The sequence below is a fragment of the Glaciecola sp. 1036 genome (genome assembly GCF_050306235.1).
Classification (GTDB): domain Bacteria; phylum Pseudomonadota; class Gammaproteobacteria; order Enterobacterales; family Alteromonadaceae; genus Glaciecola.
This window is the reverse complement of sequence record NZ_JBLWFH010000008.1, coordinates 199054-222755: the sequence shown is the minus strand read 5'-3', so window position 1 is coordinate 222755 and position 23702 is coordinate 199054. Positions and strand designations below refer to the sequence as shown.

The following is a 23702-nucleotide window of genomic DNA, read 5'->3' as shown; positions in this document are numbered from 1 at the left end:
TTAGACTGCCAATGTTTTTCTGATGCCAGGAATTTTTAACCAGCTTCTTAAACTTTAGTAAAGGTTGACAAGATTTTGCTTGATTGTCTAAAGCACAGTACAATAACCGCAAGCGATTTTGCTGCGGGGTTTTTATGAAACATAAATGGGTTGGATTAGTGTTGCTAGTGCTGTTGGGCTTGCTCCAATACCGTTTGTGGTTTGGAAAAAATAGCATTGCCGACTATCGTCAAATGCAACAACAAATCGATCTCATGCAGCAACAAAACGCCAAGCTAACACAAAGAAATCAATTACTCAGAGCCGATATCGAAGATTTAGAATCGGGCTTAGAGTCAATGGAAGAAAGAGCCCGAAACGAACTAGGTTTAATAAAAGAGGGCGAAACTTTTTTTAGAATCATCCCCAAAGAGCAGTAGAAAATTGACCACCACATCCTACACCGCTGTTATTCCCGCTGCGGGTATAGGCACTCGAATGCAGTCGCAAATACCCAAACAATACTTGAAAGTCGCTGACAAATACCTGATTGAATACTGCATAGATACCTTTTTACAACATCCTAAGATTGAGCAGATCATTGTGGTTATTCATCCTGAAGATAAGACATTTAGCCAATTATCTGTGGCTACAAATTCTCAGGTTCATGTTGTCATTGGTGGGGCTGAAAGAGCAGATTCTGTATTGGCAGGAATTGAATATGCAAAAACCACATTGAATTCTGAATGGGTTTTGGTGCACGATGCGGCTCGCCCTGGTTTATCGATGGAAGCGATAAGTAGATTGATTGACCAAGTAAAAAATACAGACGGTGGTATCTTAGCCTTACCTGCAACCGATACTATAAAACAATCCCATGACGGGAGTGTTGATAAAACCCTAGACCGAAATCGAATATGGATGGCGCAGACGCCACAAATGTTTAAAACCCAAGCGCTTCATAATGCCATTAGTCAGGCGTTGGCTTTAAACATTATGATTACTGATGAAGCATCTGCCATGGAAATACAAGGAATTGATGTTAAGTTAGTCGTTGGTGAAGCTGCAAATATGAAAGTTACTCAGCCGCAAGATTTACCCCTTGTTGAATTTTATCTAAACCAAATGGAGAGCGATTAGTTGGATATCAGAATTGGACACGGATATGACGTACATAAGTTTGGTGGCGATGGCCCTATTGTTTTATGTGGACAAAAAATTGCGCATGAACAAGGTCTAATAGCACATTCCGACGGAGACGTTGCTTTACATGCACTCTCAGATGCATTGCTCGGAGCTTTAGCTCTAGGTGATATTGGTCATCATTTTCCAGATACTGACAGCCAATATGAAAGTGCTGATTCCATGCTGTTGTTACAACACGTTTATTCCCTAATAAAACAAAAAGGCTATCGACTAAATAACGCTGATATCACTATTGCAGCCCAGGCACCTAAATTAGCACCTCATATTTTAGACATGCGTCAAAATATCGCATCTGGTCTTGAAGTCCAACTTGAGCAAATCAGTGTAAAGGCAACTACCACAGAAAAGTTGGGGTTTGTTGGTAGAAAAGAAGGCATCGCAGTGGATGCGGTTGTGCTCCTTGCATCACAAAAGTAAAACTATATGACTATGCCGACAACTCAAACTCATTTATCGACCGATCATTGGGCGTATTTACACGGCGCGCCTTTAGCAAAAGGCGAAATCAAACGTTCTCCAGAAGATTTTTTTGTCGAGGAACTCCTTGGTTTTGAGCCTAGTGGCGAAGGCGAACACAGCTTTTTATTAGTCGAAAAAGTGAATGCGAATAGTGCCTACGTGGGCGAGTTAATCGCCAAATTTGCTAAAGTCCCCCTGCGTGATGTTGGCTTTGCTGGCAGGAAAGATAAGTACGCGAAAACCATCCAGTGGTTTTCTGTTTATCATGGAAATCGCCCGAAACCAGACTGGAGCACATTTGATTTTCCCGAGATTAAAATACTCAAAACCACTCTACACAATAAAAAGTTAAAAACCGGCGTTTTAAAAGCCAATAGATTTACCCTCAAGGTATATTTAACTTCTGAAATTTCTGCTGACAAACTATTGCAACGAATTGAGAATATTAGAGCATCAGGCGTGCCTAACTATTTTGGTCAGCAGCGTTTCGGTGAAATGCGCGCCAGTGATGGCAAAGTATATCTAAATGGTAATTTAGACTTAGCGCAAAGATTACTTGCGGGAGAACAAATTCGGAATCGAAATAAACGTAATATTGTTATCTCTGCGCTACGCAGTTGGTTATTCAATGAAGTGGTTAGCGCGAGAATTTCAGCTCAAAACCATAACAAAGTGTTAGCCGGCGATACTTTGCTGTTAAGCGGCAGTAACAGTTTTTTTACCAGCCAAATAGAACAATTAAACGAAAATCAGCAACGCCTAGATAGCCGTGATATCCAATTATCAGCGCCTCTTTGGGGTAAACCAAAATCTACCAAAGATTCGAATTCCCAACTACTGGAAGCGATTGAATTTGAGCAAACTGTTATCCAACAACACAGTGACATATGCGCTTGTTTGGAAGATCTGGGACTGACACAAGAAAGGCGCCCTTTAATGCTATTTCCAAAAGACATGACAGTTGATTTACAACAGGATTGTTTAACCTTAACCTTTACCTTACCAAAGGGTTCATTTGCTACTAGTGTATTGCGTGAGATGATTGATGTTCAAGCAGCGGAGGAACAATGAGAATTTTACTGAGTAACGATGATGGGGTCTTGGCTGAAGGCCTGCATTGCATGTATGAGTATTTATCGGGCGAATTCGATGTGACAGTAATTGCACCCGATAGAAATTGTAGCGGCATGAGTAACGCACTTTCGCTACATAGCCCATTACGCATCAGTAAAACCAAAAACGGTTTTTACGCGGTCAATGGAACGCCTTCTGATTGTGTTCAGTTAGGGGTAAATAGCGGTTATTTTGAAGAGCCGGATTTAGTCGTTTCTGGTATCAACCATGGTCCTAATTTAGGCGATGATACTATTTACTCTGGGACTGTAGCTGCGGCTTTGGAAGGACGTCATTTGGGTCTGCCAGCCATTGCAGTGTCTTTGTGCTCAAAACAAGACCAAAAGTTTGAAACTGCCGCCAAGCTTACCCTTGATATTATCAAGCGCCTTGAAGACCATCCATTAGAAAGTAATCAGATTCTAAATATAAATGTACCAAATCTGCCTTTTCGTGAAATTAAGGGTATAATGGCCACGCGGTGCGGGAAACGCCACAGAGCGGAAACCATGCTGCAAGATATTGATCCCTTTGGAAATCAAATTTTCTGGTATGGCAGACTTGGAAATGAGCTAGATGCCGGAGAAGGCACAGATTTTCATGCGGTCGCCAATGGCTACTGTTCAGTCAGTCCGTTATCGACTGATATGACGGTTCATAAGCAGGTAATGTCTCTGAAAAAGTGGTTTGAAGATTAATAATAATGACAACCAATAGTACATCACGGAATAGCCAACAATTAGTAAAGCATTTGGCAGCTCAGGGAATCACTAATGAACTGATCCTAAGTACCATTAGTCGAACTCCTCGACAACTTTTCATTCCCCAAGCTCTTCAACACAAAGCGTATGAAAACAATGCATTACCTATAGGCCAAGGGCAAACCATTTCACAACCTTTTACCGTGGCTAAGATGACCCAGTATTTACTGGAAGCGCCATTTAAAATTGAAAAGGTGTTAGAAATTGGCACAGGCTCGGGTTATCAGACCGCGATATTGGCCCAACTTTTTCCTCAAATTTATTCGGTGGAACGGATTAAATCTTTGCAGTTCCAAGCGAAACGCCGAATGAATCAGCTTGACTTACACAACGTTAAAATGAAACATGGTGATGGCTGGGAAGGTTGGACAAGTAAAGCGCCATTTGATGCCATAATAGTGACAGCAGCAGCATCGAGAGTGCCTGAAGCACTAGTCGAACAATTGAGTCCCAATGGACGATTGATTTTACCTGTTGGTGAAAAAGAGCAGAAATTAGTATTAATTAACAAGGATGGTGAGCAAGTGCAACAAAGTGAAATCGGTCAAGTCAGATTTGTTCCTTTAGTAGCAGGAGCAATATCGTGAAAATATTCACTGGACTCTATGATACCTGTTTAAGATGGTCGAGACATAGGCATGCCGAACGTTATCTTGCCGGTCTAAGTTGTGCTGAATCGACATTTTTCCCTATACCACCAGACGTGATGCTAGCGCCCATGGTATTAAGTCAAACAGACAAAGCATGGCGATTTGCAACAGTAACCACTGTTGCTTCCATTATAGGTGGTATTTTTGGTTATTTACTCGGATATTTCACCTTCGAGACTTGGCTTGGGCCCATGGCAATTGAATGGGGCTATGGTGATAAATTGGCTTTGGCTGAATCTTGGTTTGCCGAATATGGTGTCTGGGTCGTTTTTTTAGCCGGCTTCTCACCCATACCTTATAAAATATTTACCATTAGCGCGGGCGCGTTGATTATGCCATTTTTCCCTTTTGTTATTGCCTCAGCAGTAGGTCGTGGTTTGCGATTTTTCTTAGTGGCGGCTTTCATGAAGTGGGGTGGTCCGCCAATGGAAGCAAGATTAAAACAATATATTGAAGTCATAGGTTGGAGTGTTGTCGTACTGGCTATTGTTGCTTATTTAGTCCTACGGTAACTCGCCCATGGAAAAAAGAGTCACTATTATACTCCTTTGTATCATTGTGGCTGCTTGTACAGGTCGCAGCACACCAGCCCCTGTGCATACCCTATCTACCAAGTTAGCCAGTCAAAATAATCTTACCCAAATCACGGGCACAAGTTATCGGGTCAAAAGGGGCGATACATTATTTTCTATTGCCTTTTATAGTGGTAACACTTATCGTGATCTCGCTGCTTGGAATAACCTTTCTGCTCCTTATGAAATTTTCCCCAATCAAAACATCAGGTTAACTCCGCAAACAAATTCGATTGCCAAAACCAAGAATAATTCGACTAAAGTTGATTTAATTCGCAATTCAAAGGTTGACGAAAGTTCTAGGGAGGGGTATCTTAATCGTCAACGTGTCCGTCAAAGACAGCAAAATAGCGAGTCTAAGCCAGCTCTGAACACAGATTTAGTTGAAAATTGGATCTGGCCAGCATCAGGCGTTAATCGAGTCGCTACGGTAGGTATTGATGGCACTAACAGAGGACTTGATATTAAAGGTCCGATTGGGTCGCCTATTCTCGCAGCTGCTAACGGCAAAGTTGTGTACGCAGGCAACGCCCTGAAGGGATATGGTAATTTAATTATCATAAAGCACAACGATGAGTACTTAAGTGCATACGCACACAATGAGCGTATTTTAGTTAGTGAGCAAAGTTTTGTTTTGCAAGGACAGCAAATAGCAACCATGGGTAACACCGGAGCTAGTGAGACCATGTTGCACTTTGAGATCAGGAAACGTGGACAATCAATGGATCCACTGCAGTATTTACCCTGATATTTTCTTTTTCAATCATCTTTGCGTGTTGAGGAGGTTAGTATGGTAAGTCAAGGGATAGACCAAAAGGACATTCAGGATAATCTGGATGATGTAGAACTGAAAGATATTGACGATGAATCAGCCTATTCAGACGACGATTACTCTGACAATGATCGAATTGATCTTTCCTCAGATCAATTAAATGTCAAAAATTTAGATGCAACTCAGCTGTATCTCAACGAAATTGGCTTTTCTCCATTATTAAGTGCCGAAGAAGAAATCATGTATGCCAGAGCTGCGCTGAAAGGCGATCAAGCTTCTCGTGAGCGCATGATAGTAAGTAATCTTCGCTTAGTCGTAAAAATCGCTAGGCGCTACAATAGCCGAGGTCTTGCCTTATTAGACTTGATCGAAGAAGGCAATTTAGGGCTAATTCGAGCGGTTGAAAAATTTGATCCCGAACGAGGCTTTCGATTTTCTACCTATGCTACTTGGTGGATCAGGCAAACAATAGAGCGCGCTTTGATGAACCAAACGCGGACTATTAGGTTGCCCATTCATATAGTTAAAGAATTGAATTTGTATTTACGCACCGCGCGTAAATTGTCTCAAGAACTGGACCATGAACCCACGCCAGAAGAAATATCCGACGCTACAGGTGAGCCGGCCTCTAGTATAAGACGCATGTTTAAGCTAAATGAACGTATTAGCTCTGTGGATACTCCCATTGGCGGAGATGGCGACAAATCAATTGTTGATACCATCGCCGACGATTACCAAGATAGTCCGGAAAGCTCGCTACAAAACAATAATATTAACGATAGTATTGTTGGTTGGATGAGTCTCTTAAGTCCTAAACACAAAGAAGTTTTAGCTCGCAGGTTTGGTCTTTTGGGCTATGAACCCTCGACTTTAGAAGAAGTGGGTGTCGAAATTGGGCTAACAAGAGAAAGAGTCAGGCAAATTCAGGTTGAAGCCTTAAAAAAATTGAAAGATTTATTGCGCCAAGAAGGTCTCAATACTGACGCGCTCTTTGGAGCTCAGTAAATCAGAACGATTTAATCCCAAAGTGCGCCTGTTATTTACCCAATAACCGAGGGCGTCTTTGGTGATGTCAACCTATATAAGATTGTTTGTATCTGCGTTTGTAGCTTTTAGTTTCTATGCCAGTTGGGCTTGGTATGCTAACAGTCTCATCACTTCGGATACATCTATTTTATTCAAGGCCGCTATAGTGCAAGGCACATATAGTGGTGCAATAACCTTGATTTTTACTTATCTTTTAGAATCCTGTTACAGACGATTTGGCACATCAAACTATTGTCTTGCGTTTATTCTTCCTAGGTGGTCAAAGATGAGTAAAAGTGAAAAATGTGCCACTGTGGAGACCATTAGTCACAGTATAGAAACCTATGAAAAACTGTGCCACGGAAGTTGCATTCCAGGCCTCATTTTAGCCCCTGTTCCCGCGCTTCTGTTACAGTCTTTGTTGGTAATCGGAATAAACATTAGCTTTTCGACACCTAATCTTTGGCCGACGGTTATTCCTTCAATATTTTTTAGTGCCCTGTACGGATATTTCTATAGTTTCGGCTTGGCGCGTCAAGAAGCTCGCTCTAAGGTAACGAACTTGTAATCATAAGGATTTTTTTCGTCAGCTAGATGATGTTCTGAATCAACCTCAATCCACTTTGCTTGTGCATTATAATCTGGAAACTGTGTATCACCTTCCACCTCTAAATCAATAAAGGTCAAAAATAGTTTATCTGCTAGAGGCAAGACTGCTTCATATATAGCCCCTCCGCCAATTATCATGACTTCTGATGATTCTATACTTGCAACTTTTAGCGCAGACTCTATGGTTTCCACCACTATGGCATCAGTCAGTTGATAAGCTTGATTACGCGTGATAACGATGTTTTTTCTTCCAGGTAGAGCTTTACCTATTGATTCGTAGGTTTTACGTCCCATGACAACTGGTTTACCCAGTGTGACGGCTTTAAAATGCTTTAAATCCGCTGGCAAATGCCATGGCATTTGATTATCTAACCCTATCACTCTATTGTTCGCCATAGCGGCAATCATGGATATTCTCACGCTTAAACTACCTTTTACTGCAATTGCATATCAACATGCATAATACCGTCTTCTAAATATTCGTCACCAATTACTTTAAATCCTAGTGATTGATAAAAATTGAGAAGATATTTTTGAGCGCCAATAGTAATTGTTTCATCAGGCCAAAAGGAATGGCAGCTTTTGATAGCATCCTCTACCAACTGCTTGCCTAATGCGTGTTTTCTAAATTCTTCAGCAACCAATATTCTGCCAATACTGACTGAAGGATAACTGGTACCTTTAGGAAGTAAGCGAGCATAGGCAGCAAGCGTATCGCCTGCATAATAAAATAAGTGCTTACACTTTGGGTCTTTGCCATCTGCATCTAAATATAGACAATTTTGTTCAATCACAAAGACTTCCGAACGAAGTCTTAATATGTCATAGACTTGGTTCGGGGTTAATGCTGAAAAATCTAAGCAATGCCGCTTCATTCGTTGGTATAGATAACATTTGGATGGTCATCCCAATCATCATCATCATCGTCGTCATCATGAACGTCTGATGATGTTGGGACATTTTGTCGAGAATCATCCCACTTAAATCCAGATTCGTCATCTTTTTCAATGGCTGAATTCTCTGCTGGAAGTGTTTCGATATAATCCATCAGGTCACTACAGATTTCCATCACCCCCATCTTATGGAATGCGGATATTTGGTAGTAATCCCCTTCCCATCCAAGTTGCTCAGCTATATTTGAACAAAGTTCTTCTGCTTCTTCTTCAAGTAGAAGATCTACTTTATTAAACACTAGCCATCTTGGTTTGGCTGCTAACTTGGGACTGTATTGTTCTAGTTCGTGAAGAATAGTCAGGGCATTCTCAACCGGATCTGAACCATCTGCCGGCATTACATCCACAAGGTGTAATAAAACACGGCAACGTTCTAGATGCTTTAAAAACTGAATACCGAGTCCTGCGCCGTCTGAAGCACCTTCAATTAATCCAGGAATGTCTGCAATCACAAAACTTGATTGAGTATCTAATCTTACCACACCAAGATTTGGTACTAGGGTAGTAAAAGGATAATCGGCAACCTTGGGTTTAGCCGCAGATACGGATCTAATGAAAGTGGATTTACCTGCATTGGGTAATCCCAATAGTCCAACATCAGCAAGTAACATAAGTTCTAAATGTAGGGTTCGAATTTCACCCGGTGTACCATCTGACTTTTGTCGTGGCGCACGGTTAACAGAGCTTTTAAAACGCGCGTTGCCCAAACCATGAAATCCCCCTTGTGCAACTTTTACTCTCTGGCCATTACTGGTAAGGTCAGCCAATACTTCATGTGTATCTTTATCCGTTGCTCGCGTACCAACTGGCACTTTGACAATGAGATCTTCGCCTTTTTTACCGTTACAATTACGACTTTGGCCGTTTTGTCCACGCTGAGCTCGATGAAAACGTTCGAATCTGTAGTCGATCAGCGTGTTGAGGTTTTCATCCGCCTCGAGAAAAACGCTACCACCATCCCCGCCATCACCACCGTCGGGGCCACCTTTTGGTACAAATTTTTCACGGCGAAAGCTGATTGTGCCATTACCACCGTCACCGGCTTCTACACGAATCTCAGCTTCATCTACAAATTTCATAACTGTTTATCTCTTGTCTCGAACTAAAAGATTACTAAAAAGTACGCAAAAGCGCAAAATAATGGAGATGTAAATAATGGAGCCGTAGTTCATTTATATAATGGAGCCGTAGTTCATTCTCACCGTTTACCCGGTAAAAACGTTTAAAGTGCAATGGATAGGTGAGAATGAACTACGGCTCCATTATATAAATGAACTACGGCTCCATTATTTAAGGCTCCATTATCTACCGCACAAAGAAAAAGCCGCTTAACTAAGCGGCTTTTCAATTCGTTAGCGTATAAAGTCTATTCAGCGACAATACTTACGTATTTACGATTCTTTGGACCTTTTACTTCAAACTGTACTTTGCCGTCAGAAAGGGCAAACAACGTGTGATCTTTACCGATACCTACGTTATCACCTGCGTGGAATTTTGTACCACGTTGACGAACCAAGATGTTACCAGCAAGAACTGATTGTCCACCGAAACGCTTAACACCTAAGCGTTTACTAATTGAATCGCGACCGTTTTTGGTACTACCACCAGCCTTTTTATGTGCCATGTGTTCGTCTCCTAATTAAGCTGTGATACCAGTGATTTTCACTTCCGTGAACCACTGACGATGTCCCGCTTGCTTGCGTGAATGCTTACGACGACGGAACTTCACTATCTGAACTTTATCTCCACGACCATGAGTAACTACTTCTGCAGTCACTTTGCCGCCTGCTACATATGGTGTACCAATTTTAACATCGTCACCATTACTTACCATCAAGACATCATCGAAATCTACTGACTCACCTGGAGCAACTTCGATTTTCTCAAGACGAACGGTTTGGCCTTCAGCCACACGGTGTTGTTTACCACCACTTTGGAAAACCGCGTACATATAAATCTCCGCTCTGCGCTATATTGCGCTCAATTCAAAAAACAGGGCGCGAATTGTACGTAAACTTTGCCCGTCTCGCAAGTACTAATTCAGGATATTTGCCGATTATTTCGACTATTTTTTACACATACCATTAAATCCGCCTAATGATGCTGTAAAAAGCCTAAATTTATGTACAATACACAGCAAATAAAAACTAGCTTTCCACCCAATGGACTTAAACACAATACGACAACTCGCCGATGCCGACATGACGGCTGTGAATCAACTTATTCAAAAACAAGTAGAATCCGATGTCGCGCTGATTAATCAATTAGGATTTTATATCGTAAACAGTGGCGGAAAACGTCTGCGCCCCTTGCTCACTGTGCTGGCAGCCAAAGCCTTACATATTCAATCAACCGAACATCACAAACTTGCGGCTATTATTGAATTTATCCATACAGCAACGTTACTGCATGATGATGTAGTAGATGAATCAATGTTGCGAAGAGGCCGCGAAACTGCCAATGCCGTGTTCGGTAACCAAGCCAGTGTGTTAGTAGGCGACTTTTTGTACACCCGCGCGTTTCAAATGATGGTTGAAATCAATCGCATGCGAGTGATGGAGATCTTATCAGACGCGACAAATCGAATAGCCCAAGGCGAAGTCATGCAGTTAATGAACTGTAACGATCCCAACACTACTGAAGAAAGTTATCTAGATGTAATTTACAGTAAAACCGCACGTTTATTTGAAGCGGCTACCCAGCTTGCTGCTGTATTAACAGATCAACGCCAAGATGTTGAATATGCAATGCAGCAATATGGAAAACATTTAGGTACAGCCTTTCAACTTATCGACGATGTATTGGATTACACTGCAACAGAAGATGAAATGGGTAAAAATGCCGGCGATGATTTAGCTGAAGGCAAACCTACGTTGCCACTTTTACATGCTATGTGGAACAGTGATGAATCAACTCAACAGTTAATTCGAGATGCCATTGAAAATGCCAACGGCATGCAACACTTTGATACTATTTTGGTAGCCATGAAAGCGGCGGGCTCGTTAGATTACACTAAATCGCTAGCTGAAGCTGAAGCGAAGAAAGCTAAAGACGCAATCGCGATTCTTCCAGATAGCAATTACAAGCAAGCGCTGCTGTCTTTAGCCGATTTGGCAGTCAATCGAGACAGCTAGCTAACCAGCTAAACATCAGGGAGCTACCAAAGCTCCCTCGTCATATTCTCATTGCGATCTTTATGGACTATTACGTTGTCCTCAATACGGATGCCGCCATAAGGCTTAAGCTTCTCAACCACATTCCAATTAATGAACTTAGATTCTTCTCTGCTTTGCAGGTCAGCCAATAACGAATCAATAAAGTAGAGTCCAGGCTCAATGGTAAAGACTTGGCCTGCTTCAACTTCTCTGGTGCAACGTAAAAATGGATGCGCCTCAGGAGCAGGCTTTGGCGTGCCTCTATCATCTGCAAAATGACCACCCACATCATGTACCTGTAACCCTAAGAAATGCCCTATGCCATGTGGGAAGAAGGTACCGACGATATCCTGTTCTAAGATACCTTCTGCGGTTAAATTAACAATATGATTACTAAACAAAATTTGCGCTATACCGGCAAACGCTTGTTCATGAATACTGGTATACTGAATACCTGGTTTCAATGCTGCCGCCAACTTCTGGGTTAGCTCATCTACTTGCACAATTAAATCTTCAAATGGGCCGGGACCATGTGTATAAGTTCTAGTAATGTCAGCGGCATATCCTCTAAAGCTAGCGCCTGCGTCAATTAAGAAAGATAAATGTGCATCTGGAGGAATCTTGTCTTGTACCATGTAATGTAAAATGGATGCATTTTTATTAAGTGCGACAATTCCATTGTAAGGCATTTCATTTTCGCCTTGCTTAGCTTGCCTTAAATACGCTTGGTAAATCTCAAACTCGGACATACCACGAGCAAATGCTAACGCGGCGGCTTTATGAGACAGCACAGCGACTCTGTTCGCTTCTCGCATGCAAGCAAGTTCATAATCTGTTTTATATGCGCGTTTCCAGTGTAAATAATGTATCAGTTTGTCAGGATTTACTATTGAAATACCTAAAGCCTGAGCCACTTCAATATGCTCACCCAAGTAGGCGTATTTAGCGCGATCGTATGGTAAAAACTTCTCGACATTGTTGGCGTGTTTTAAATACACAATATCGAAATGCTCGACCCAAAAATCCTCGGGTTCATCAGGTACTTTATGCCAAAAATCTACCGGACGATAAAAAATTAGTTTGGGCTTGTCGACACCATTTACTACCAACCAAGAATTGGGATTATCTATGATCGGAAGCCAGGCTTTGAAATGCGGATTTACCTTAAAAGGATAAGCATTGTCATCCAAAAATTGATACGTAAGTTGCCCCGAGTGAATAATGATACCGTCAATGCCTTCTCTATCGAGGGCTTCTCTAGCTCGCACCTGTAATTCTTGAATGTGGTCGCGGTAAAGTTTGTCTATCTCTGGATATGACATTGACTGATTTCCTTCTTCTTATTATTTAAACGCACATATTAACATAGGCAATATCTGGTAAAAAAGAACAAAACCTTTTTGTTAACTTTTGCTCAAATTCGCAAGTTAAGAAGATCTTGGCTCGATCTGGCTCGAAGCGAGTTGACTGAAGACTGTGTGTTTCGGCATTTCATCAGATAGTTTACGCTGATAAATCTGTTGGTACGCCATTACCGCCTTTACATAATTACGCGTCTCTCTGTAGGGAATTAATTCTATCCAAATATCGGCGTCGATAGCATTATCTTCCGGTAACCAATCAAGAACTCGGCGCCAGCCAGCATTGTACGATGCGGTAGCAAGTAAGGTATTGCCATCGAGCTTATTTAATAGATATCTTAAATATTTATTTCCCACTCTTGCGTTAAAGTCTGGCTCTAAAAGCTCAGAAGAAGATACTCGACGCTTTTCCAAGTACCGCGCCGTACTTGGCAATACTTGCATCAAACCTCGCGCATCGACAGACGAAATAGCATCTGGCATAAAGCTACTTTCTCGTCGAGCGATAGCCAAACTCCACTCTGGTTGGATATTATTTTTCTTAGCTTCTGGCACAATCAAATCTGCATAAGCGATGGGAAAACGCCTTTCTACATCGTTTAATTCACGCAAATCACCTAATGTGCGAATGGTTTGATCATGCCAGCCCCACTCGGACGAAACGACGGCAGTTGCCAATTGCTGCTCTTGATTCAATGAACGCTTTAAGGCTAGCCATTCCAAACGCGCCCAATAATCACGACCTATCTTTCTCAACTCGTAAGCCCGTTGAGCAAAGCCCGACTGACGAATGAGGTCTAGATCCTCTTGGGAAGGGGATAATGGCTGATGTTCAAAGCTATAATCTACGCCTAATCGAGCACTTGATAAAAAGCCGTAATAGTCCCGAGCACTCGCTAACTGACGATAGAGGCTAGTTGCATCTTGGTTTCGACCCACAAGTTCATATGCTCTGGCCAACCAATATTGAAACTGTAAATCATGAGTATATTGGGGCTGACTTTTCTCTATTAGAAGAATGATTTTTTGCCACTCTTGATTGCGCAACAATAAAGCTAGATGCCATCTGAGGGTATCTTCTTGAGGCGCTACATCGCCAGCTTTGGTCAGCCACTTTTCCGCTTGTTTATGTTCATTTAACGCCAAGCTTACTGCAAATTGATTTGCAATTTTTGCCGTTTGAGCTTGAGAAAATACCATTGCATTTTTAGCCCTTTCATAGGTTTTTAATGCCAGGTCTGCATCACGCCAAATAAGTCTTGTTAGTGCATAGGTGACAATAGATGACTCTATCATTTGATAGCGTCCATTAAATAAATTCAATTTGGCGACAGTTGCCGGATTTCGCCTCACCTTATGCCAAGCCTCTGCCAAATACTTTTTATCTTCGGGCAACAAGGTCGTTAGATAAGGTATTAAGGTATGAGTGCCACCATTAGCCGCCTTTTCAATACGCTGTAGAATTAAATCTTCCGTCAATAAACCAGCTTGCATCCAGGCTTTAAATACGGGATCACAGGTTTTAGGCTGGCTTTTTCCAACATTCCAAAAATCTGCCACTTCATTAAATACTGCCTCTTTGTCTTGGCTGTATTGATAACGTAAATCTAAGTCATAGCAGGCTAATTCGGTGTCATACACATTTCGATAAAACTGCATAAACAACTGGTCTTTATTGCGTTTTTTTAAATATTCTAGCCATGGCGTTCGTACCAAACGATCCAGTGGAGTGCCATCATACTTAAGCAAAAAATCTCTAATTTGACCTGTTCTACTAAGGCTTATGCGATGTGTGAGCTTTTTTGCAATTAAATAGGGATTTAATGGATAGTCACCAATGTCTTGTATAGCATCGACCAATTCTTCATCAGACATATTCCACAAACGTTTATCTAATCGCAAAAATGCCGCTCGTTGAGAATCTCTCAGAGCTTGGTCGACCTGTGGTGTGGAAGTCGTTTCTTGATTCGCCTTACTTTGGGCATAACTATTTGATACCAATAGAAAAGCTATTAGTAAAAAAGAGAAGTTTTTACAAAACAAGATGAACAAAATAAAGTCCCTTATTTGTTACTCAAATATGTCGCCATTTATAAAATAAATAACCTTATCATACTTGAATATCGTAGTATTCGTTGCAACATAGGAATAGACAAGACAATTTTCCATTGGTTTGAATAAATTTATAACTTTTATGTCTTATTCACTCATTATAATTCACCTATCGGTATTGGTGGTCTAATCTTAATAAAAGTTTTTCGAAAAATGTGACACAGGAGATATACATGATGTTTCACGGCGAGAGTCTGTCGGTTGAAATGACTGACGACGGTATTGCTGAACTGGTATTTGATGCCAAGGGTTCAGTGAATAAATTTGATAAACAAACGGTAGCAGAATTGGATAAAGCCATTGCCGCCATTAATGTTTCTGATGGCGTTAAAGGGGTATTAGTTCGTTCAGCTAAACCTGTCTTTATTGTCGGTGCAGATATCACTGAATTTACCGCATTATTTGAAATGCCTGAATCAGAAGTGCTAGCTTGGGTGGCGAAAACGTCACAAGTGTTCGACAGATTTGAAGATCTTCCTGTGCCTACCATATCCGCAATAAACGGTTTTGCCCTTGGTGGCGGATGTGAAATGACATTAGCCACTGATTTACGCGTAGCTGATACTAGTGCTCGAATAGGTCTACCCGAAGTAAAACTTGGTTTAATGCCAGGTTTCGGCGGTACAGTTCGTTTACCTCGATTAATCGGTTCTGACAACGCTTTAGAGTGGATGACTACTGGCCGCGATAGAGATGGTCAGAAAGCCTTAGCCGAAGGAGCTGTAGATGCCGTTGTTGCGCCAGAGAAATTGCATGAAGCGGCACGGGCTATGCTCAAAGATGCTATTGCTGGCAAACTAGACTGGCAAGCAAGAAGAGAACAGAAAAAAGCACCTTTATCGTTGAATACTAATGAAGCAATGATGAGTTTTTCAACTGCTGCCGCTATGGTTGCGGCTCAAGCTGGAAAACATTATCCAGCACCACACAAAATGGTTGAAACAGTACAAAAAGCTGCGGCTTTGGGACGAGAAGGCGCTTTAAAATTAGAAAACGAAGGCTTTGTAGCCCTTGCTAAAACTGACGCCTGCCAAGCACAAGTAGGTATATTCCTTGCTGATCAGATAGTTAAAAGCAAAGGTAAGAAACAAGCAAAAGCAGCAACCAAAGACGTCAAGCAACACGCTGTGTTAGGCGCTGGTATCATGGGCGGTGGAATTGCTTATCAAGGTGCGGTTAAAGGCGTACCTACAGTAATGAAAGATATTAATAATCAAGCCTTAGAATTAGGCTTGAATGAAGCGGCTAAAATCCTCACTAAAGGCATGGAAAGAGGCAAGGTTACGCCAGCGAAAATGGCATCAACCCTGAACAATATTGTCCCAACTCTCGATATGAAGGCCATTGCAGATGCTGATTTGGTGATCGAAGCTGTAGTAGAAAACCCCGCCATCAAATCTAAGGTCCTTAAAGAAGTAGAAGATACCGTATCAGAAGATGCCATTATTACTTCAAACACTTCCACCATTTCTATTGACCAACTGGCAGAAGCTTTGTCTAAACCTGAACGTTTTTGTGGTATGCATTTCTTCAATCCAGTACACAGAATGCCCTTAGTAGAAATCATTCGAGGTGAGAAGACTGACGAAGCTACAATTTCTGCCGTTGTTGCAGCAACTCTTAAGATGGGCAAAACGCCAATAGTTGTCAATGACTGCCCAGGCTTCTTTGTAAACCGCGTGTTATTCCCTTATTTTGCTGGTTTCAGTCGTTTAGTTATTGATGGTGCTGATTTCACCGCTGTTGATAAAGTGATGGAAAAAGTCTTTGGTTGGCCAATGGGTCCGGCATATCTACTTGATGTTGTGGGCATGGATACTGCGGATCATGCTGCTAGCGTAATGTCTGATGGCATTCCTGAGCGCATGCAGAAAATTGAAAACGACCCTGTAACTTTGATGTTCAGCAATAAGCGTTTAGGTCAAAAGAACGGTCAAGGCTTCTACAATTATGGTAAAGACAAGCGCGGTCGTCCTAGTAAAACGCCGGCTGAAGATGCGTATGCACTCATGCAGCCCCATGTTGCTGATACTAAGGAATTCGATACTGACGAAATTATCGCTCGCATGATGATACCTATGGCCAATGAAGCTATTCGATGCTTAGAAGAAGGTGTTGTCGACAGCGCAGCCGAAGCGGATATGGCGTTACTTTATGGATTGGGTTTCCCTCCTTTCAGAGGCGGAATTTTCCGTTACATTGAAACCCTTGGACTCGCGAATTTTGTTGCATTAGCAGACAAATATGCCCATTTGGGTCCAATCTATCAAGTATCTGATGGCGTACGTGAAATGGCCGCCTCAGGCAAATCATACTTCGCCTAAAACAGTTAAGGAGAAAATTTATGAAAGATGTAGTGGTCGTAGATTGTATTCGAACACCCATGGGTCGCTCCAAAGGCGGTGTATTTAGAAATGTAAGAGCAGAAGATTTATCTGCTCACTTGATGACCAAATTACTTGAACGTAATCCTAATCTTGATCCTAGTGAAATTGAGGACATCATTTGGGGATGTGTGCAACAAACTAAAGAGCAAGGGTTTAACATTGCCCGAAATGCACAGTTATTGACTAAAATTCCTCGAAGCACAGGTGCCGCAACTATAAACAGATTATGTGGCTCTTCTATGCAAGCTTTGCATGATGCGACTTCAGCTATCATGACAGGTCGCGGTGATGTGTATATGATTGGTGGTGTTGAGCATATGGGCCATGTTCCCATGACTTATAATTTGGATTTCCATCCAGCGCTGGCAAAATACACTGCCAAAGCTTCTGGCAACATGGGAATGACAGCTGAATTGCTTGGTCGCCAAAATGGTATCACCCGAGAAATGCAAGACGCATTTGGTGCTCGTTCACATCAAAAAGCCTACAAAGCTATGCAAGATGGTAAATGGGCAAATGAGATTGTTGCCATTGAAGGTCATGATGCTGATGGTGTTTTAACCCTAATTGAGCACGATGAAGTTATACGTCCAGAAACCACCACGGAAACCTTAGCCGGTTTGCGTCCCGTGTTTGATCCTGTGAATGGTAGTGTTACCGCAGGTACGTCATCCGCAATTTCTGATGGCGCTGCAGCTATGCTAGTAATGTCTGCTGACAAAGCAAAAGCTATGGGTCTTACACCAAGAGCAAAAATCCGGTCAATGGCTGTTGCAGGTTGTGATGCAGCTATTATGGGTTTCGGTCCAGTACCGGCTACCAAGAAAGCTCTACAACGCGCTGGTTTAACCATGAATGATATTGAATTTGCGGAGTTTAACGAAGCTTTTGCTGCACAGGCGTTATCATGTATTAAGCAGCTTGGTTGGCTAGATGTATATGAAGACAAAGTAAACTTGAAAGGTGGCGCGATAGCATTAGGACATCCTCTAGGTTGTTCCGGCGCAAGAATCTCCACTACTCTTTTGAACGTTCTTGAAGATCAGGATGCCACTATCGGATTAGCTACTATGTGTATTGGTCTAGGCCAAGGTATAGCGACGGTATTTGAACGTATCTAGAATAGTGTAGCTTTGTAAGTATTGGAGCCCTTGGAAATAATGGAGCCGTAGTTCATTTAAACAATGGAGCCGTAGTTCATTCTCACCTACCCTGAATACCTTAGGGGATTTTTACAAAGTAAACGGTGAGAATGAACTACGGCTCCATTGTTTAAATGAACTACGGCTCCATTATTTACGGCTCCATTATTTTTCAGGCACAAAAAAAGCGCTCATACGAGCGCTTTTTTTTGAATACTAACGAAGCGTTTTAATTAAACTGCTTCAACGTTAGCTGCTTGAAGTCCCTTTTGACCTTCTTCAACGTCAAATGAAACTCTTTGGCCTTCGTTAAGTGATTTGTAACCTTCAGAAACGATTGCACGGTAATGTACGAATACATCTTTACCACCGTCATCTTGAGTTAGAAAACCATAGCCCTTTTCAGGGTTGAACCACTTAACTGTGCCTGTAACTTTAGACATAAAAACCTCAAATTTAACTTTAAAAAAAACACGCATCAGCCTGCGCAGGCATTTTTGACAATAGCGTTTTGAGATTCTTACTCTGAAGTAATAAAGAAGAGTCCGACAGCTTCACGAACTTGGAACTTGACACTTAAGATGTAGCAAACTAACAAAGGTGTATTACCAAAAACATGTGTAGTGTAGCACAGTTTTCTAAAAGGTGATAAAAAATAACAATAATTTAAAATAAATTAATTATTAACTTTTTAATAAATAACAAACACATAGCTTAAAAATAAAAAAGTCGGACAGTGGTCCGACTTTTAAACTTAAGCTCTTAAGGCTCTGTCGCCTCTGGATAACCCACAAACGCCCGTTCTGGCTGATTCTGTGATATCGGCGCATTGCGCCATTACATCCGCGAATGCGGTGAGCTTTTCACTGGTACCGGTAATCTCAATTGTGTAGTGTTGAGAAGTAACATCAAGAATTCTTCCACGAAAAATGTCCACGTTACGTTTAACTTCTGAACGCGCCACATCAGTACGAGTTGCCACCTTTATCAACATCAATTCACGTTCAACATGTGCAGCTTCAGTTAACTCAGTAACTCTTAAAACATCAATCAATTTATTAATTTGTTTAAGAATTTGCTCAGCAACTTTATTGTCGGCCTGAGTAATAATTGTCAAACGAGACAAGCTTTCATCACTGGTTGGCGCTACACAAAGAGAATCAACGTTATAACCACGTTGGGAAAAAACACCAATAATTCGAGATAGCGAACCAGGAGCGTTTTCCATTAATACAGAAAATATTCTTCTCATATTATGTTCGCTCCGTCTTACTTAGTCGCATATCGTCCATTGCACCCCATTTAATTTGCATCGGATAAACGTGTTCATTTTGGTCTACTGCTATATCCATAAATACCAATCTGTCTTTTTCAGCAAAGCATTTTGCCATAGCATCATCAAGTTGATCTAAAGAATCAACCTTAATACCCACATGACCATATGCTTCAGCTAATTTCACAAAATCTGGCATTGAGTCCATATAAGAATGACTATGTCGCCCCTTATAGATCATGTCTTGCCACTGTCTCACCATGCCTAATGCACGGTTGTTTAGTGAAATGATTTTGATCGGTAAATTATATTGTAAACAAGTGGATAGCTCTTGAATATTCATCTGGATACTACCATCACCGGTCACAACAACTGAACATGCGTCTGGATGTGCGAACTGTACGCCCATAGCAGCAGGTAAACCAAATCCCATGGTTCCTAAGCCGCCAGAATTAATCCATCGACGGGGTTTCGCAAAAGGATAATAAAGCGCTGCAAACATTTGATGTTGCCCCACGTCAGAACTGACGTAAGCTTCACCATTGGTATGTTTATATAAGGCTTCGATAACTTTTTGCGGCTTAATAACAGTGTCGCCTTGATTGTAATTCAAACACTTACGTTCACGCCATTCGCTAATTTGTTCCCACCATTCAGCTAAGTTATTTTCTTGGTCAGAAAAATCATGCTTTTGCATTTCTGTAAGCATTTGCTGAACAACTTTATCAACGGAACCCACTACTGGAATATGTGCATTCACGGTTTTAGAAATAGAAGCCGGATCTATATCTACATGGATGATGTCTGCGTGAGGACAGAATTTGTCAACATTATTCGTCACTCGATCATCAAATCTTGCACCCAAAGCTAAAATACAATCTGAATTGTGCATTGTTTTATTAGCTTCAAGTGTTCCATGCATGCCTAACATACCTAGAGATTGTTGATGGGTGCATGAAAAAGCGCCAAGTCCCATAAGGGTACTTACCACTGGTGCTTTAAGCTTTTCAGCTAACTCTGTAACCAACGCGGAAGCTTCACTTGCAATAGCTCCACCACCAACATAAATAACCGGTCTTCGAGCCTTAGCTAAGGTGGTTACCACTTTTTTGATCTGCTTAGGATGGCCTTTTAACGTTGGGTTATAAGAGCGCATAGTCACATCAGTAGGGAACTCGTAGAGATGCTCTTCTTGCACATTTACTATGTCTTTTGGCAGATCTACAACTACAGGGCCAGGACGTCCAGTATTGGCAATGTAATATGCTTGAGCTATGGCTTTAGGAATATCTACCGCGCGCTTAACTAAAAAGCTATGCTTTACAATTGGACGCGAGCAACCCACCATGTCAGTTTCCTGAAAAGCATCTTCACCTATGTGCATAGAAGGTACTTGCCCTGACAGTATAACCATTGGGATAGAATCCATATAGGCAGTTGCTATTCCGGTAAGTGTATTAGTAGCTCCTGGACCAGAGGTGACTAATACAGTACCAGTTTTTCCCGTGCTCCTAGCATAGCCGTCAGCCATGTGAGCAGCCGCTTGTTCATGACGCACTAGTACATGCTTCACATCATCTTGCGCAAATAACGCATCGTAAATGTCCAGTACAGCACCACCAGGATACCCAAACAAATGCGTCACACCTACGTCTTTAAGGGCTTGTACGACCATTGCCGCGCCCGACATCATCCTCACCTTGGTGACTCCTATTTTAGTTACCGTTTAAGTTAGCGCGCACTATATCGCAGCCGGCGAAATATAAAAACCCAAAAACAGGCAAAAGTGAAATATATTTCCTTTTATTTGTATATTTTAGGATATTCATTTCGTTTTTTACGGTATTTTTGGGTATTATTAGGCTAATAATTCCAATAAATGCGAAGTTGGAGTAGATATGTCTCTATACTAACAAGACGCTCAGACCTCATTCGTTATCAAAAGCTACTTTATAAAAACATACTGTTTACAACTACGCGTAATATTAACAATTGAGCGACAGGCTGTTCATAAAAATGATTTATAGTGAAAATTATAGCGTGGGAAGTATTTCGCTGTTGAAAGCGAGCGAGCTACCGGTTGAACCGGTAGCCTAAAGGAGTCGGTTTTTGAAGAGTTGGATATGATTTAGCTTTCTAAATCTAAATCTAACTCATCCGAAGAATCTACTTCGTCATCTTCGACATTAGCAACTGGTCTAGACCCGTATATGCTTCCTGTCTTAGGACGGTTAATGCGCTTTTGATATTTAACCCAAGCTCTTTCTTGAACTGAGGCAGGATCTACATGCCCTAAAGCGGCATTAAGAAATTGTTTGTCTTCGGCATCAGTTGGTGCGTAATGACCATCAACTAAGGCGGCAAACAAACAACCGTATTCACTTAGTGCTTTGCTTTCTGATATTGAAAAATCGCCTGATCTTGAAAACCCATAAGGATAGTTTTTCGGATCATGGAATAATCGCTTTAATAATGTTTCTTTTGTTAACTGTGACATCGCTCGCCGCTCCCGTTAAAGATTACAGAAATATGCTCTCTATAAAATCGACTATTTACTCTCGAAATTTAGCGCTGTCAATAAAATAAATTCAATATCAATAAAAAATGATAAAAACTTAACAAAAATGTCATCTTGATTATATGCGACGGGGCTTAGCGCTTTTCAACCCAAGCCCAATTCATCTCACAAATGACGGGTTCTTCACCAGTTTCATCGGTAACTTTTACTGCGACTATTAAATCTCCTTTAGGATCCGTTTGCATTCGTGAAATTTGCTCATCGGTCACCCAAGCTTCAGCTTTCATATCTCCTTTTGCGCGTTTCACATATCGCAAATTCATTGATTTGATAAGCGGGAGTTTATCACCGGGTAAATTCACTCCCACTACAAATCCAGTTGCCGATTCTGCTAGTAGAGCCATTGCCGCAGCATGCACTGAGCCTATATGGTTTTGCACCTTGGTTTTGTTTTTCTGATAAAACACCACGCGCTTTAAATCTGTCTCGATTATTTTTAATCCTGCAGTACCTACTAACTTAACTTTGAATCGGAAAACTGTGGTCAATAACCACATCGCCAATCCATGCGGATAGGTCAGTGCTTTATTGGCAAATTTGCGTAAAGGATTAGGTTTTGACATAGATTAGCCACTCTCAACTGGTCAGATGACTAAGATAGCATATGGATCTGTACTGTCAATTTTGAACAAGTTTCGACAATTCACGCCACACGGATAAATAAAAAATTTCGTTTTGCAGCATTATATTTATAGAACGTATTAATGCGCTGATTTAGATAGAGACAGAGCAAATGCACCTAATAAGCCCGAATTCTCACCTAAACCGGTAGCCACTATGATGTCGCTTAATTGAACCTGTGGCGGCAGAGTTAGATACCCTGCCAAGCTAATTTGTGTAAAGTGGATTATTTTAGAAATAAGTCCTTCATGCGCCATAACACCACCGCCCAAAATGATTTTTCGAGCTGAAAAGCTCAACATAAGATTGTGGCACAACTGGGCTAATAACTTTGCTTCTAGCTCCCATGCGGCATGTTCACTTGGTAAGGTTTCAGCTGAAACTTGCCAAATATGTTGCATCGCTGGACCTGATGCCACACCTTCTAAACAGCTTCCATGAAATGGACAGCATGCAGCGGGAACATCTGCAGTGTTTATTTTCATATGCCCAATTTCTGGATGAACTAGTCCATGAAGTGGCTGGCCATTAATAACCACACCTGCACCTATTCCTGTGCCTACAGTGACATATATTACCGGGCTTAACTGCTGCCCTGCTCCCCATTTATATTCCGCCAATGCGGCAGCATTTACATCTGTGTCAATTTGCGTGGGTACTGAAAATGCGGCTTGCAGTTGAGGTAACAGGGCTATGTTTGACCAACCTTTCTTGGGAGTATTTGTGATATAACCAAATGTTGGTGATTCAGGATTAAGATCCAAAGGGCCAAAACTAGCAATGCCCATGGAGCAAACAGGAAATCCTTTTTTAATTTGCGCGTTAAAAAACCTTACTACCTCAGCAAGGGTTTCAGTAGGACTTGTCGTCGGAATACGTTGCTTAGCAACTAGATTTCTATGCTCATCAAAGACTGCACAAACGAACTTTGTGCCACCGGCCTCTATTGCTGCGTAATATTTCAAACTAAGCC

At 41.5% G+C, this 23702-nt stretch carries 26 protein-coding genes; 13 read left to right on the top strand and 13 right to left on the bottom strand.

All coding sequences use genetic code 11. From position 1 onward, the window contains the following. Positions 1-134: 134 nt before the first annotated feature. The 10 genes from ftsB to ACNKW3_RS13435 all read left to right on the top strand — a co-directional run bounded on the left by ftsB (position 135) and on the right by ACNKW3_RS13435 (position 7106). Entirely contained in the window at positions 135-419 is a 285-nt protein-coding gene (gene ftsB / locus ACNKW3_RS13480; RefSeq protein WP_427399826.1) for a cell division protein FtsB, read from the top strand. A gap of 4 nt (positions 420-423) precedes the next feature. After that, positions 424-1119 carry a 2-C-methyl-D-erythritol 4-phosphate cytidylyltransferase gene (gene ispD, locus ACNKW3_RS13475; RefSeq protein WP_427399825.1) on the top strand — a complete coding sequence of 232 codons (696 nt, stop codon included), beginning with the start codon at positions 424-426 and terminating at the stop codon, positions 1117-1119. Further along, positions 1120-1602: a 2-C-methyl-D-erythritol 2,4-cyclodiphosphate synthase gene (gene ispF / locus ACNKW3_RS13470; RefSeq protein ID WP_427399824.1), complete on the top strand. Its 483-nt coding sequence runs from the start codon at positions 1120-1122 to the stop codon at positions 1600-1602. Between the two features lie 12 nt (positions 1603-1614). Then, positions 1615-2715 carry a tRNA pseudouridine(13) synthase TruD gene (truD, locus tag ACNKW3_RS13465; RefSeq protein ID WP_427399823.1) on the top strand — a complete coding sequence of 367 codons (1101 nt, stop codon included), beginning with the start codon at positions 1615-1617 and terminating at the stop codon, positions 2713-2715. Then, the gene (gene surE / locus ACNKW3_RS13460) at positions 2712-3455 is read left to right on the top strand and encodes a 5'/3'-nucleotidase SurE (protein ID WP_427399822.1); all 744 of its coding nucleotides are present in this window, start codon (positions 2712-2714) and stop codon (positions 3453-3455) included. The genes truD and surE overlap by 4 nt, the downstream gene beginning before the upstream one ends. A gap of 5 nt (positions 3456-3460) precedes the next feature. Further along, positions 3461-4105 carry a protein-L-isoaspartate(D-aspartate) O-methyltransferase gene (locus tag ACNKW3_RS13455; RefSeq protein WP_427399821.1) on the top strand — a complete coding sequence of 215 codons (645 nt, stop codon included), beginning with the start codon at positions 3461-3463 and terminating at the stop codon, positions 4103-4105. Next, positions 4102-4680, top strand: coding sequence for a YqaA family protein (locus ACNKW3_RS13450; RefSeq protein ID WP_427399820.1), 579 nt, complete (start codon positions 4102-4104; stop codon positions 4678-4680). The genes ACNKW3_RS13455 and ACNKW3_RS13450 overlap by 4 nt, the downstream gene beginning before the upstream one ends. A 7-nt stretch (positions 4681-4687) precedes the next feature. Further along, positions 4688-5488 carry a peptidoglycan DD-metalloendopeptidase family protein gene (locus ACNKW3_RS13445; protein WP_427399819.1) on the top strand — a complete coding sequence of 267 codons (801 nt, stop codon included), beginning with the start codon at positions 4688-4690 and terminating at the stop codon, positions 5486-5488. A gap of 42 nt (positions 5489-5530) precedes the next feature. Next, on the top strand, positions 5531-6517 hold the full coding sequence (gene rpoS / locus ACNKW3_RS13440; protein ID WP_427399818.1) for an RNA polymerase sigma factor RpoS: 987 nt from the start codon (positions 5531-5533) through the stop codon (positions 6515-6517). 64 nt (positions 6518-6581) lie between these two features. After that, on the top strand, positions 6582-7106 hold the full coding sequence (locus ACNKW3_RS13435) for a hypothetical protein (protein ID WP_427399817.1): 525 nt from the start codon (positions 6582-6584) through the stop codon (positions 7104-7106). Here ACNKW3_RS13435 and folA read toward each other — a convergent pair. The 5 genes from folA to rplU form a co-directional block, all read right to left on the bottom strand. After that, positions 7073-7555, bottom strand: a complete 483-nt coding sequence (gene folA, locus ACNKW3_RS13430) for a type 3 dihydrofolate reductase (RefSeq protein ID WP_427399834.1) — start codon at positions 7553-7555, stop codon at positions 7073-7075. The two genes, ACNKW3_RS13435 and folA, sit on opposite strands and share 34 nt — an antisense overlap. Positions 7556-7581: 26 nt before the next feature. Further along, positions 7582-7941: a GNAT family N-acetyltransferase gene (locus ACNKW3_RS13425; RefSeq protein WP_427399816.1), complete on the bottom strand. Its 360-nt coding sequence runs from the start codon at positions 7939-7941 to the stop codon at positions 7582-7584. Positions 7942-8018: 77 nt separating this feature from the next. Then, a complete protein-coding gene (cgtA, locus tag ACNKW3_RS13420) occupies positions 8019-9179 on the bottom strand; it encodes an Obg family GTPase CgtA (RefSeq protein WP_427399815.1) in 1161 nt (386 codons plus the stop codon). A 287-nt stretch (positions 9180-9466) separates the two neighbouring features. Then, on the bottom strand, positions 9467-9724 hold the full coding sequence (rpmA, locus tag ACNKW3_RS13415; RefSeq protein WP_427399814.1) for a 50S ribosomal protein L27: 258 nt from the start codon (positions 9722-9724) through the stop codon (positions 9467-9469). 15 nt (positions 9725-9739) lie between these two features. After that, positions 9740-10051, bottom strand: a complete 312-nt coding sequence (rplU, locus tag ACNKW3_RS13410; protein ID WP_427399813.1) for a 50S ribosomal protein L21 — start codon at positions 10049-10051, stop codon at positions 9740-9742. Positions 10052-10262: 211 nt separating this feature from the next. Here rplU and ispB point away from each other — a divergent pair, with 211 nt between their 5' ends. Beyond that, positions 10263-11234 carry an octaprenyl diphosphate synthase gene (gene ispB, locus ACNKW3_RS13405; RefSeq protein WP_427399812.1) on the top strand — a complete coding sequence of 324 codons (972 nt, stop codon included), beginning with the start codon at positions 10263-10265 and terminating at the stop codon, positions 11232-11234. A 23-nt stretch (positions 11235-11257) separates the two neighbouring features. Here the strand turns inward: ispB and pepQ are convergent, their stop codons facing one another. Continuing rightward, entirely contained in the window at positions 11258-12577 is a 1320-nt protein-coding gene (gene pepQ, locus ACNKW3_RS13400; protein ID WP_427399811.1) for a Xaa-Pro dipeptidase, read from the bottom strand. Between the two features lie 105 nt (positions 12578-12682). Continuing rightward, positions 12683-14617: a transglycosylase SLT domain-containing protein gene (locus ACNKW3_RS13395; RefSeq protein WP_427399810.1), complete on the bottom strand. Its 1935-nt coding sequence runs from the start codon at positions 14615-14617 to the stop codon at positions 12683-12685. 284 nt (positions 14618-14901) lie between these two features. Here ACNKW3_RS13395 and fadB point away from each other — a divergent pair, with 284 nt between their 5' ends. Both fadB and fadA read left to right on the top strand, forming a co-directional pair. Then, positions 14902-17052: a fatty acid oxidation complex subunit alpha FadB gene (fadB, locus tag ACNKW3_RS13390; RefSeq protein WP_427399809.1), complete on the top strand. Its 2151-nt coding sequence runs from the start codon at positions 14902-14904 to the stop codon at positions 17050-17052. A 20-nt stretch (positions 17053-17072) separates the two neighbouring features. Further along, positions 17073-18236: an acetyl-CoA C-acyltransferase FadA gene (gene fadA / locus ACNKW3_RS13385; RefSeq protein ID WP_427399808.1), complete on the top strand. Its 1164-nt coding sequence runs from the start codon at positions 17073-17075 to the stop codon at positions 18234-18236. A gap of 254 nt (positions 18237-18490) precedes the next feature. Here fadA and cspE read toward each other — a convergent pair whose 3' ends face one another. From cspE to ACNKW3_RS13355, 6 genes are all read right to left on the bottom strand, one after another. Continuing rightward, positions 18491-18700 (bottom strand): transcription antiterminator/RNA stability regulator CspE, encoded by a 210-nt coding sequence (cspE, locus tag ACNKW3_RS13380; RefSeq protein ID WP_427399807.1) that lies wholly within the window; start codon positions 18698-18700, stop codon positions 18491-18493. Positions 18701-19011: 311 nt separating this feature from the next. Further along, positions 19012-19509: an acetolactate synthase small subunit gene (ilvN, locus tag ACNKW3_RS13375; RefSeq protein WP_427399806.1), complete on the bottom strand. Its 498-nt coding sequence runs from the start codon at positions 19507-19509 to the stop codon at positions 19012-19014. Between the two features lies 1 nt (position 19510). Beyond that, positions 19511-21229 carry an acetolactate synthase 3 large subunit gene (locus tag ACNKW3_RS13370; RefSeq protein ID WP_427399805.1) on the bottom strand — a complete coding sequence of 573 codons (1719 nt, stop codon included), beginning with the start codon at positions 21227-21229 and terminating at the stop codon, positions 19511-19513. Positions 21230-21658: 429 nt separating this feature from the next. Next, positions 21659-22027, bottom strand: a complete 369-nt coding sequence (gene maoP, locus ACNKW3_RS13365) for a DUF413 domain-containing protein (protein ID WP_427399804.1) — start codon at positions 22025-22027, stop codon at positions 21659-21661. A gap of 155 nt (positions 22028-22182) precedes the next feature. Further along, a complete protein-coding gene (locus tag ACNKW3_RS13360) occupies positions 22183-22671 on the bottom strand; it encodes a DUF4442 domain-containing protein (RefSeq protein ID WP_427399803.1) in 489 nt (162 codons plus the stop codon). 138 nt (positions 22672-22809) lie between these two features. Next, on the bottom strand, positions 22810-23694 hold the full coding sequence (locus ACNKW3_RS13355; protein WP_427399802.1) for an ROK family protein: 885 nt from the start codon (positions 23692-23694) through the stop codon (positions 22810-22812). Positions 23695-23702: the final 8 nt, after the last annotated feature.

What these genes read in the sequence shown, in the direction of transcription:
- ftsB (WP_427399826.1), top strand. Translation starts at nt 135, where the DNA reads ATGAAACATAAATGGGTTGGATTAGTGTTGCTAGTGCTGTTGGGCTTG.
- truD (WP_427399823.1), top strand. Translation starts at nt 1,615, where the DNA reads ATGCCGACAACTCAAACTCATTTATCGACCGATCATTGGGCGTATTTA.
- surE (WP_427399822.1), top strand. Translation starts at nt 2,712, where the DNA reads ATGAGAATTTTACTGAGTAACGATGATGGGGTCTTGGCTGAAGGCCTG.
- ACNKW3_RS13455 (WP_427399821.1), top strand. Translation starts at nt 3,461, where the DNA reads ATGACAACCAATAGTACATCACGGAATAGCCAACAATTAGTAAAGCAT.
- ACNKW3_RS13445 (WP_427399819.1), top strand. Translation starts at nt 4,688, where the DNA reads ATGGAAAAAAGAGTCACTATTATACTCCTTTGTATCATTGTGGCTGCT.
- rpoS (WP_427399818.1), top strand. Translation starts at nt 5,531, where the DNA reads ATGGTAAGTCAAGGGATAGACCAAAAGGACATTCAGGATAATCTGGAT.
- ACNKW3_RS13435 (WP_427399817.1), top strand. Translation starts at nt 6,582, where the DNA reads ATGTCAACCTATATAAGATTGTTTGTATCTGCGTTTGTAGCTTTTAGT.
- folA (WP_427399834.1), bottom strand. Translation starts at nt 7,555, where the DNA reads ATGATTGCCGCTATGGCGAACAATAGAGTGATAGGGTTAGATAATCAA.
- cgtA (WP_427399815.1), bottom strand. Translation starts at nt 9,179, where the DNA reads ATGAAATTTGTAGATGAAGCTGAGATTCGTGTAGAAGCCGGTGACGGT.
- rpmA (WP_427399814.1), bottom strand. Translation starts at nt 9,724, where the DNA reads ATGGCACATAAAAAGGCTGGTGGTAGTACCAAAAACGGTCGCGATTCA.
- rplU (WP_427399813.1), bottom strand. Translation starts at nt 10,051, where the DNA reads ATGTACGCGGTTTTCCAAAGTGGTGGTAAACAACACCGTGTGGCTGAA.
- ispB (WP_427399812.1), top strand. Translation starts at nt 10,263, where the DNA reads ATGGACTTAAACACAATACGACAACTCGCCGATGCCGACATGACGGCT.
- pepQ (WP_427399811.1), bottom strand. Translation starts at nt 12,577, where the DNA reads ATGTCATATCCAGAGATAGACAAACTTTACCGCGACCACATTCAAGAA.
- fadB (WP_427399809.1), top strand. Translation starts at nt 14,902, where the DNA reads ATGATGTTTCACGGCGAGAGTCTGTCGGTTGAAATGACTGACGACGGT.
- fadA (WP_427399808.1), top strand. Translation starts at nt 17,073, where the DNA reads ATGAAAGATGTAGTGGTCGTAGATTGTATTCGAACACCCATGGGTCGC.
- cspE (WP_427399807.1), bottom strand. Translation starts at nt 18,700, where the DNA reads ATGTCTAAAGTTACAGGCACAGTTAAGTGGTTCAACCCTGAAAAGGGC.
- ilvN (WP_427399806.1), bottom strand. Translation starts at nt 19,509, where the DNA reads ATGAGAAGAATATTTTCTGTATTAATGGAAAACGCTCCTGGTTCGCTA.
- maoP (WP_427399804.1), bottom strand. Translation starts at nt 22,027, where the DNA reads ATGTCACAGTTAACAAAAGAAACATTATTAAAGCGATTATTCCATGAT.
- ACNKW3_RS13360 (WP_427399803.1), bottom strand. Translation starts at nt 22,671, where the DNA reads ATGTCAAAACCTAATCCTTTACGCAAATTTGCCAATAAAGCACTGACC.